This window comes from Nocardia arseniciresistens (genome assembly GCF_046764875.1).
Lineage (GTDB): Bacteria > Actinomycetota > Actinomycetes > Mycobacteriales > Mycobacteriaceae > Nocardia > Nocardia arseniciresistens.
The window spans coordinates 392,621-401,128 of sequence record NZ_JBKORD010000008.1; the positions used below are offsets into that span (position 1 = coordinate 392,621).

An 8,508-nucleotide genomic window follows, 5' to 3' on the forward strand; every position below is an offset into this window, starting at 1 on the left:
GGTTTGACGATCAGCGAACTTGCGGTGCCACCTTCTCGCCCAGGAGTTGGATGTTGTGCAGCACCTTCTCGTGCGGCAACGTGCCGACGCTGGTGTGCAGCATGAACCGATCGAGGCCGAGGGTGTCGCGAACATCGGCGACCTTTTCCGCCACATAGTCCGGTGTGCCGACGAACAGTGAGCCGCTCTGTGAGCGCAGCCCGTCGAACTGGGCCTTTGTCATCGGGCCCCAACCGCGTTCGCGACCGATGGTGCTCATCGCGAGCGCGTATGGCTCGTAGAAGTCCGCGATGGCCTGCTCGTCGGTGTCGGCGATGTAGCCGTGTGCGTGTACCGCCACCGGCTGCTTGTCGTGGCCGCCTTCCTCGAGGGCGCGGTGATAGAGATCCACAAGCGGCTTGAAGCGCGCGGGCTCGCCACCGATGATCGCGATCGCCAAAGGCAGCCCGAGCAGTCCGGCCCTGACCACGGACTCCGGGCTGCCGCCGACCGCGATCCACACCGGTAACGGCCGGCTGTCGGTGCGCGGGTAAACGATGGTGTCGGTCAGCGGAGCACGGAATTTCCCGGTCCAGGTCACCGGGTTGTCCTCGCGCAGGTGCAGCAGCAACGCGAGCTTCTCTTCGAAGAGCTCGTCGTAGTCACCGAGGCTCAAACCGAATAACGGAAAGCTCTCCGTGAAGCTGCCTCGCCCGGCCATCAGTTCGGCGCGCCCGTTGGACAGGCCGTCCAGGGTGGCGAACTCCTGGTAGACGCGTACCGGGTCGGCGGAGCTGAGCACGGTCACCGCGCTGGTCAGTTGGATTCGCTGTGTCTGTCCGGCGATGGCGCCCAGCACGACTGCGGGGGCCGAGGCGGCGAAGTCCTTGCGGTGGTGTTCTCCGACGCCGTAGACATCGAGTCCGGCCTGCTCGGCGGCGACGGCCTCGTCGAGGACCTCGCGTAGCCGCTGTCCGGCGGTCGGCGCCGGTTGGTCACCGACGGGGTAGAGCTCGGCGAATGTCGTCAGTCCCAGTTCCATAGCGTCCTATCCCTCTCGAGAGGTTTCTACGTCAACTATTGGGCTAAACGGACCGAGGTCCGGAGTTATTCCGGGATGCAACGGCATGCGAGTCGCGATGGGCCTCGACCGCGAGGTCGGTTTGTCCCTGCGCCTGATTTTTGTCGAACGATGAATTTCGCGGTTCGTTCCAGTCTGTAACTACATGTCCGATCAAACGCACCCGAGGAGAGCATCATGACCGCTACCTATACCTTCGACGTGTTCTCCAGCATCGACGGCTTCGGCGGCGTCAGCGGCGGCGACTGGGGCGGCTACTGGGGCAAGCAAGGTCCCGAGCTGCTCGACCGCCGCCTCGCCCTGTACGACACGGAGCAGCGAATGGTCTTCGGGGCCAACACCTATCGGGCGTTCGCGCAGATGCTGAGCTCGGGCACCGAGGAGTCGGTGCGTGACCCCTGGGTCACCCGGATGAGGAGCCTGTCTGCGACGGTGGTGTCGACCACCCTGGATGGACCTCTCGACTGGCCGGACGCGACCGTCGTGAGCGGTGACGCCGTCGACGTCGTCGCCCGGCTCAAACAGGACTCCGAGGTGCCGTTGCGCTCGCATGGCAGCCTGTCGATGAACCGGGCGCTGATGGCCGCCGGCCTGGTCGACCGCGTTCAGGTGACGCTCTTCCCTGTCATCACCGGTGAGACCGGTGCTGACCCGATCTTCCGGGGTGCGGCCGACTTCGACCTCGAGCTGATCGAGAGCCGGACGCTCGACGGCAACATCCAAGAGCTCATCTACCGGCCCATCCTGCATGGCTGAGTCCGTTCCATACACCCCATCCGCCTAGCAGCCGAACTAAACGGACCATGGTCCGATCGTATCGAGCGCGGTGGGCGTCGGAGGGTGCGGAGTCGGCGGTGCAGATAGTCTTGTGCCATGTCAGTGCGCACTCGCCAACCGCTTGTTCCCGGAACCCTCTCACCGACTCGGGAAGTTCCGCGCTCGATCGAGCGTCCGGAGTACGCGTGGAAGAAGACCGTCAACGAGGGCAGTGAGCCCTGGGTGCAGACGGCTGAAACCATCGAGAAGATGCGGATCGCGGGAAAGATCGCGGCACAGGCGTTGGAGGCGGCGGGCAAGGCCGTCGCCCCCGGCGTCACGACCGACGAATTGGATCGGATCGCACACGAATACATGTGTGATCACGGGGCGTACCCCTCGACCCTCGGCTACAAGGGCTTCCCGAAGTCGTGCTGCACCTCGCTCAACGAGGTGATCTGCCACGGGATTCCGGACTCGACCGTGATCGAGGACGGCGACATCGTGAACATCGACGTCACCGCCTACATCAACGGCGTGCACGGCGACACCAACAAGACCTTTCTCGCGGGCAATGTGGCCGAGGAGGTCCGGCTGCTCGTCGAGCGGACCGAGGAGGCCACCGCGCGTGCCATCAAGGCCGTTCGTCCCGGTCGCGCGCTCAATGTCATCGGCAGGGTGATCGAGTCCTACGCCAACCGCTTCGGCTACGGCGTGGTCAGGGACTTCACCGGCCACGGCGTCGGCCCCACCTTCCACAGCGGCCTTGTCATCCTGCACTACGACCAGCCCGCCATCGACTCCATCATCGAGCCGGGCATGACCTTCACCATCGAGCCGATGATCAACCTCGGCGGCATCGACTACGACATTTGGGACGACCACTGGACCGTGGTCACCAAGGACCGTAAGTGGACCGCGCAGTTCGAACACACCCTGGTGGTAACGGACACCGGCGCCGAAGTCCTGACCTTGCCGTGACGGGTGGACCGCGCGGTTCGAAGCGGGTGTGCGGATACGCGGCGGCGTCGTGAAGGGTGCGTTGCTCATCGCGGGAACCACCTCCGACGCGGGCAAAAGCGTTGTGGTGGCTGGGCTTTGCCGGATGCTGACGCGCCGCGGCGTGCGGGTCGCGCCGTTCAAGGCGCAGAATATGTCCAACAATTCTGTTGTCACGCTCGACGGCGGGGAGATCGGGCGGGCGCAGGCGCTACAGGCGCAGGCGTGCGGGTTGGCGCCGAGCGTGCGGTTCAATCCGGTGCTGCTCAAGCCCGGCAGTGACCGCCGCTCCCAGTTGGTGGTTCGTGGACGGGCGGTCGGCACCGTCGGTGCGCGCGACTATTTCCGGCACCGACAGCAATTGCGAGAGGTTGTCGCGGCCGAACTCGCCTCTCTGCGTGCGGAATTCGACGTGGTGATCTGCGAGGGCGCTGGTTCGCCTGCCGAGATCAACCTGCGCGCTACCGATCTGGCGAACATGGGACTCGCGCGGGCGGCTCGAATGCCGGTACTCGTGGTCGGCGATATCGATCGCGGCGGTGTGCTCGCACACCTGTTCGGCACCGTCGCTGTGCTCGATCCCGAGGACCAGCAACTGATTTCGGGCTTCGTGATCAACAAGTTCCGTGGTGATGTGGAGCTGCTCCGCCCTGGACTCGACCGACTCACCGAACTCACCGGCCGACCGACGCTGGGTGTGATTCCCTTCGCCGAAGACCTCTGGATCGACGCCGAGGACTCGCTGAGCACAGTCGCGGACGCGCCGGTCGGGCGGCCGCTTCCACCCGTCGGCACCGAATGGCTGACCGTCGCCGCCATCAGGCTGCCACGCATCTCCAACTCCACCGACGTCGAAGCATTGGCCTGTGAGCCGGGAGTCTCGGTGCGCTGGGTGAGTGAACCGTCTCGACTGTTCGACGCCGATCTGGTGGTGCTGCCAGGCAGCAAGGCGACGGTCGACGACCTGGCCTGGCTGCGCCGCACCGGGCTTGCCGCCGCGTTGACGGCCCGCGCTGCCGCCGGCAAACCGATTCTCGGTATCTGCGGCGGTTACCAGATGCTCGGCCGCCGGATCTCCGACACCGTCGAATCCGACGCGGGTGTCGTCGAGGGCCTCGGATTGCTCGACCTCGATATCGAATTCGCCGACCCGAAGGTGTTGCGGCGTGTCTCCGGTCGTAGCCTGCTGGAGGGAATCCCGCTGCATGGCTATGAGATTCACCACGGGCGGGTACGCCGCAGCACCGACAACGCCTGGCTGGAGCTCGCCGGCGCACCGGAGGGCAGCGTCAGCGGCGCGGTCTGGGGCACCCACCTGCACGGCCTGCTGGAATCGGACGAGTTCCGTCGAATGTGGTTGCGGCGGATCGCCGTTGCCGCAGGACGCTCGGGATTCGTTGTCGCCGATGATGTTTCGGTCGCCGCGATTCGCTCCGACCAATTGGATCTGCTCGCCGATCTGGTCGAGGACCACCTCGACCTCCCGCAGCTGGAACGCCTGATCGACGAGGGTGCCCCAGTCGATCTCCCCACCCTCACCGCCGTGGCAGCTTCAGCAAGCCGCTGAGCTGGTCGAACAGCGGTGCATCGCATCGGTGAGATAGTGGCGAACCCCACGTCTGACTCGCACGTGAGGTTCGACACGCGGTTCTGTTCAACCGGGCCGTGTAGCGTGCTCCGGCATGAAATCTCGGCGGATCACGGTCGGTGACCGGGCTTGGACCGTGCGGGTCGGCGGGCCCGAATCTCGGCACAGCGTGCTGCTGCTGCCGGACGCGGGTGATCCGGTCGACGTGTACGACCAGGTCTGTGCTCGACTGCACAACTCGGACCTGCGCACGATCGCAGTGGAATCGACCGCGGACCTGGATCCGGCAGGTGTGCACGGCATTCTCGACGAACTCGGCGTGCCATGGGTGAACGTCGCGGGGCGTGGGTCGGGCGCGGAGCTGGCCTGGCAGCTGTGCGGGGGCGGTTTCGGCCGCTTCATCAGCCTCGTGGTCGCCGATCGCGGTCATCCCGCGGCACCGGCCGCGGACGGCACCGTGCGTGACCCGTCCGCGCGTCCTGTCGAGCTTGCGGTCACGGTGCTGGTCACCAAGAACCTGCCGCGCGTGGTCGCGGATACCTCGGGCCGCTACGTCTACGGCGAATTCCGGGTGGTGGAGATCGACGTCGACAATGTGGCGACCGAAGCCGACCACGAGCTGGCGACCGAGATCGTGTTACGCACCAGCCTTTGGTGAGGTGTAACTGCGTCGGTAGATCGCCAGCCAGTCCAGCCAGTTGTCGAGCTCGGTGAAAGCCTGCGCGAGGGGCTCGGCCGAGGACAGGAAAACATCGTGGCGTGCGCCGTCGATCGGGACGATATTCGTGCGATCACCGAGGCAGCCCGACCAGCGCTGGATCTGCCGGACATCGAGCACCGCGTCCGCCACGTCGACGGCGGGTCCGTACTTGCGCGCGAACTTGGTGATTCTGGAGCGCAGGATCAGCGCGGGCACCCCGATATCGAGACCGGCATGTAGCTGGGCATGACCATTGCGGATCGCCCGCAACCAGCCGAAGCGGACCGGGAAGCCGCTGAGCGGCTTCCAATCGAGGTTGTAATCCCATTCGCCCGCGACGCTGTGGTGCAGGCTGTCGCCGTAGGAGCTGATGCCTCCGCCGGGTAGCTCGATCATCGACCGGAACTTCCCGAGGGCCTTGATCACGGGAGTTCCGATGGTCCGGTAGTACGACGGGCCCTGCAGGTCGAACCAGGGGCTGTTGAGCACCATGCCGGTGATGCCGGAGGCGACGGTGCCCTTCGCTCGATTGAGCCGGTCCAGCCACAGTGGCACGATCAGTCCGCCGGTGGAGTGCGCGACGAGCAGCACCTCGCCGCCGGTCTCCTCACGCACGATCCGCAGCGACTCGTTCAGCTCGGCGTCGTAGAGCGCCAAGTCGGTCACGTAGTGCGGTGTCTGCCCGTCGCGCAGCGAGCGCCCGCACTTGCGCAGATCCAGCGCGTAGAACCGGTGCCCGCGCCCGGCGAAATGCTCGGCGAGGTGCTGCTGGAAGAAATAGTCGGTGAAGCCGTGCACATACAGCACCGCCTGCTCGGTGGCCGCGGCGCCGGATTCCGGGGTGTACCTGACCAGCGTGGCCACCGCGTCACCCTCGCCGTCGGGATCGGGGCCGAAGGTCAAGGTCCGCTGTTCGTAACCCGCGCCGAGAACGTCCGGTTGCCACTGTGCGCCGGTCGTGATGTCCGACACGTCTAGCGAGGATTCGTTCGTCACGACAACCAATCTAGGCGAGGTTCGCTTCGGATTGAAGTTCCACCGTCGCTGAGGCCGAGGGAGGAATTTACGTCACATTCGACAGGTTCGTTGCCGGTTGTCGAACCGGTGAGGTGCACAATTGGCAATAGGTGAACGGCGGGTAACCTTCTCACCGCCGAGTCACGCCAGGCTCGTAAAAAACCAAATAGCGCCCGTGCCAGGCAGGCCACCGTGCCGGTGAACTGCCGCAGAGAGTGACAAGGAAGTCGATCTACCCGTGCCGAACGCTGCCATGACTGAAAAGACCGATGTGGTACTCATCGGTGCCGGCATCATGAGTGCCACCCTCGGCGCGCTGCTTCGGCAGCTGCAGCCGGACTGGTCGATCTCGCTGTTCGAGCGGCTCGACGCCGTTGCGGCGGAGAGCAGCGACCCGTGGAACAACGCGGGCACCGGCCACTCGGCACTGTGTGAGTTGAACTACAGCCCGCAGAGACCGGACGGCTCCGTCGATGTCTCCAAAGCGATCGATATCAACGAGCGGTTCCAGGTCTCGCGGCAGTTCTGGGCCTACGGCGTGGAGAACGGACTACTCAACGATCCGTCTGGCTTCATCAATCCCATCCCACACGTCAGTTTCGTGCACGGTGCCGACGATGTCGATTACCTGCGCAAGCGGTACGAGGCGCTCGCGCGCCACCCGCTGTTCGAGGGCATGGAGTACATCGACAGCGCGGACGAATTCGCGCGGCGACTGCCGCTGATGGCCAAGGGCCGCGATTTCTCCGATCCGGTCGCGCTGAACTGGAGCGATCTCGGCACCGACATCGACTTCGGTTCGCTCACCAAGGAACTGCTCGCATACCTCGGCAAGTCCGGCGCGGATCTGGCCTTCGGCCATGAGGTGCGCAACCTCACCAAGCAGTCCGACGGAACCTGGCTGGTGCAGGTCCGCAACCTGCGTACCCGCCAAACCCGCACCGTCATCAGCAAATTCGTCTTCGTCGGCGCGGGCGGTGGCGCGCTGCCACTGCTGCAGAAGTCGGGCATCAAGGAAATCGCCGGTTTCGGTGGCTTCCCGGTCAGCGGTCAGTTCTTCCGCAGCACCAATCCGGAACTGGTCAAGCTGCACGAAGCCAAGGTGTACGGCAAGGCAGCCGTCGGCGCGCCGCCGATGTCGGTGCCGCACTTGGATACTCGCGTCATCAATGGCAAGCCCGGCCTGCTGTTCGGTCCGTACGCGGGCTGGACGCCGAAGTTCCTCAAGGACGGCAAGCTGACCGACCTGTTCAAGTCGGTGCGTGCCGGCAACCTGTTCTCCATGCTCGGCGTCGGCGTCACCGAGTTGGGTTTGGTCAAGTACCTGGTCAGCGAGCTGCTGAAGTCTGAGGCCGGCAAGGTGCACACACTGCAGGAGTTCGTACCGAAGGCCGAAGGCCCCGACTGGGAGCTGATCACCGCGGGTCAGCGCGTGCAGATCATCCGGCGCAAGGGTGTGGGCGGTGTGCTCGAGCTCGGCACCGCCGTGATCGCGGCCGAGGACGGCTCCATCGCCGGTCTGCTCGGTGCTTCGCCCGGCGCGTCGACCTGTGTGAGCGCCATGGTCGATGTGCTCGAGCGTTGCTTCCCTGGCCAGTACGCCGACTGGACGCCGAAGCTGAAGGAAATGGTCCCCTCGCTGGGCGTGAAGCTCTCGGAGAACCAGGCCCTGTACCGCGAAATGTGGGATTGGACGTCGAAGACGCTGAACCTGACGGGCGTGTCGGACAACACGCCCAAGCGCAAGGGGGTCGCGCCGACCGCGTAGGCGTGGTATCAAAACGCGATGATGTCAACGGTTGCACTCAAACGGTCATGGGCGCAGGATCTCGACACCGCCACCCTTTATCAGCTGTTGAAACTTCGCGTAGAAGTCTTCGTCGTCGAGCAGAAGTGCGCCTATCCAGAACTGGACGGGCTCGATCTGGTGCCGGAAACCCGACACTTCTGGCTCGATGACGAGGGCGAGGTCATCTCGACGTTGCGACTGATCGAAGAGTACGACGACGGCGTGAAATCCTTCCGCATCGGCCGGCTGTGCACCGCGGTCCCCGCCCGCGGCCACGGCTACACCACCAGGCTGGTGCAAGCCGCGCTTGCCGAAGCCGGTTCGGCCACCGTGCGCCTGAGCGCCCAGACCTACCTGATCGACATGTACACCAAGTTCGGTTTCAAGCCCGACGGCGACGAATTCGAAGAGGACGGCATCATGCACGTCCCCATGCGCAAGGGGTGAAGCTGTGTTTTCGGCCGCGCGGGCGCGGCGTGTTCGCGGCCCCCTTGGTCTCGCTTCCGAGCAGTCGAGACTCGCGCCTTCGGCGCATGCGCTTCGACTGCTCGGAAGCGAGACGGGCCGCGAACTCTAGTGCTCGGTCTCGCTTCGCTCGG

At 65.2% G+C, this 8,508-nt stretch carries 8 protein-coding genes; 6 read left to right on the plus strand and 2 right to left on the minus strand.

Annotated features, from left to right (window positions below):
* Positions 1-10: 10 nt before the first annotated feature.
* The gene (locus ACLMAJ_RS17635; protein WP_412014782.1) at positions 11-1,021 is read right to left on the minus strand and encodes an LLM class flavin-dependent oxidoreductase; all 1,011 of its coding nucleotides are present in this window, start codon (positions 1,019-1,021) and stop codon (positions 11-13) included.
* A 216-nt stretch (positions 1,022-1,237) separates the two neighbouring features.
* Between ACLMAJ_RS17635 and ACLMAJ_RS17640 the strand changes: the two genes are divergently transcribed.
* From ACLMAJ_RS17640 to ACLMAJ_RS17655, 4 genes are all read left to right on the plus strand, one after another.
* On the plus strand, positions 1,238-1,816 hold the full coding sequence (locus tag ACLMAJ_RS17640) for a dihydrofolate reductase family protein (protein ID WP_412014783.1): 579 nt from the start codon (positions 1,238-1,240) through the stop codon (positions 1,814-1,816).
* Between the two features lie 117 nt (positions 1,817-1,933).
* Positions 1,934-2,797 carry a type I methionyl aminopeptidase gene (map, locus tag ACLMAJ_RS17645; RefSeq protein WP_412014784.1) on the plus strand — a complete coding sequence of 288 codons (864 nt, stop codon included), beginning with the start codon at positions 1,934-1,936 and terminating at the stop codon, positions 2,795-2,797.
* Positions 2,798-2,846: 49 nt separating this feature from the next.
* Positions 2,847-4,382: a cobyric acid synthase gene (locus ACLMAJ_RS17650; RefSeq protein ID WP_412014816.1), complete on the plus strand. Its 1,536-nt coding sequence runs from the start codon at positions 2,847-2,849 to the stop codon at positions 4,380-4,382.
* Between the two features lie 115 nt (positions 4,383-4,497).
* Positions 4,498-5,061, plus strand: a complete 564-nt coding sequence (locus tag ACLMAJ_RS17655) for an alpha/beta hydrolase (protein WP_412014785.1) — start codon at positions 4,498-4,500, stop codon at positions 5,059-5,061.
* Here ACLMAJ_RS17655 and ACLMAJ_RS17660 read toward each other — a convergent pair.
* On the minus strand, positions 5,041-6,099 hold the full coding sequence (locus tag ACLMAJ_RS17660) for an alpha/beta hydrolase (protein ID WP_412014786.1): 1,059 nt from the start codon (positions 6,097-6,099) through the stop codon (positions 5,041-5,043). The two genes, ACLMAJ_RS17655 and ACLMAJ_RS17660, sit on opposite strands and share 21 nt — an antisense overlap.
* A gap of 274 nt (positions 6,100-6,373) precedes the next feature.
* On the opposite strand from ACLMAJ_RS17660, the gene mqo reads away from it, so the two are divergent.
* Positions 6,374-7,888: a malate dehydrogenase (quinone) gene (gene mqo / locus ACLMAJ_RS17665; protein WP_412014787.1), complete on the plus strand. Its 1,515-nt coding sequence runs from the start codon at positions 6,374-6,376 to the stop codon at positions 7,886-7,888.
* Positions 7,889-7,906: 18 nt separating this feature from the next.
* Entirely contained in the window at positions 7,907-8,356 is a 450-nt protein-coding gene (locus ACLMAJ_RS17670; RefSeq protein ID WP_412014789.1) for a GNAT family N-acetyltransferase, read from the plus strand.
* Positions 8,357-8,508: the final 152 nt, after the last annotated feature.

Excerpts from the sequence above, each read along its gene's own strand:
- ACLMAJ_RS17670 (WP_412014789.1), top strand. The coding sequence starts at position 7,907 with ATGATGTCAACGGTTGCACTCAAACGGTCATGGGCGCAGGATCTCGAC.
- ACLMAJ_RS17635 (WP_412014782.1), bottom strand. The coding sequence starts at position 1,021 with ATGGAACTGGGACTGACGACATTCGCCGAGCTCTACCCCGTCGGTGAC.
- mqo (WP_412014787.1), top strand. The coding sequence starts at position 6,374 with ATGACTGAAAAGACCGATGTGGTACTCATCGGTGCCGGCATCATGAGT.
- ACLMAJ_RS17655 (WP_412014785.1), top strand. The coding sequence starts at position 4,498 with ATGAAATCTCGGCGGATCACGGTCGGTGACCGGGCTTGGACCGTGCGG.
- map (WP_412014784.1), top strand. The coding sequence starts at position 1,934 with ATGTCAGTGCGCACTCGCCAACCGCTTGTTCCCGGAACCCTCTCACCG.
- ACLMAJ_RS17640 (WP_412014783.1), top strand. The coding sequence starts at position 1,238 with ATGACCGCTACCTATACCTTCGACGTGTTCTCCAGCATCGACGGCTTC.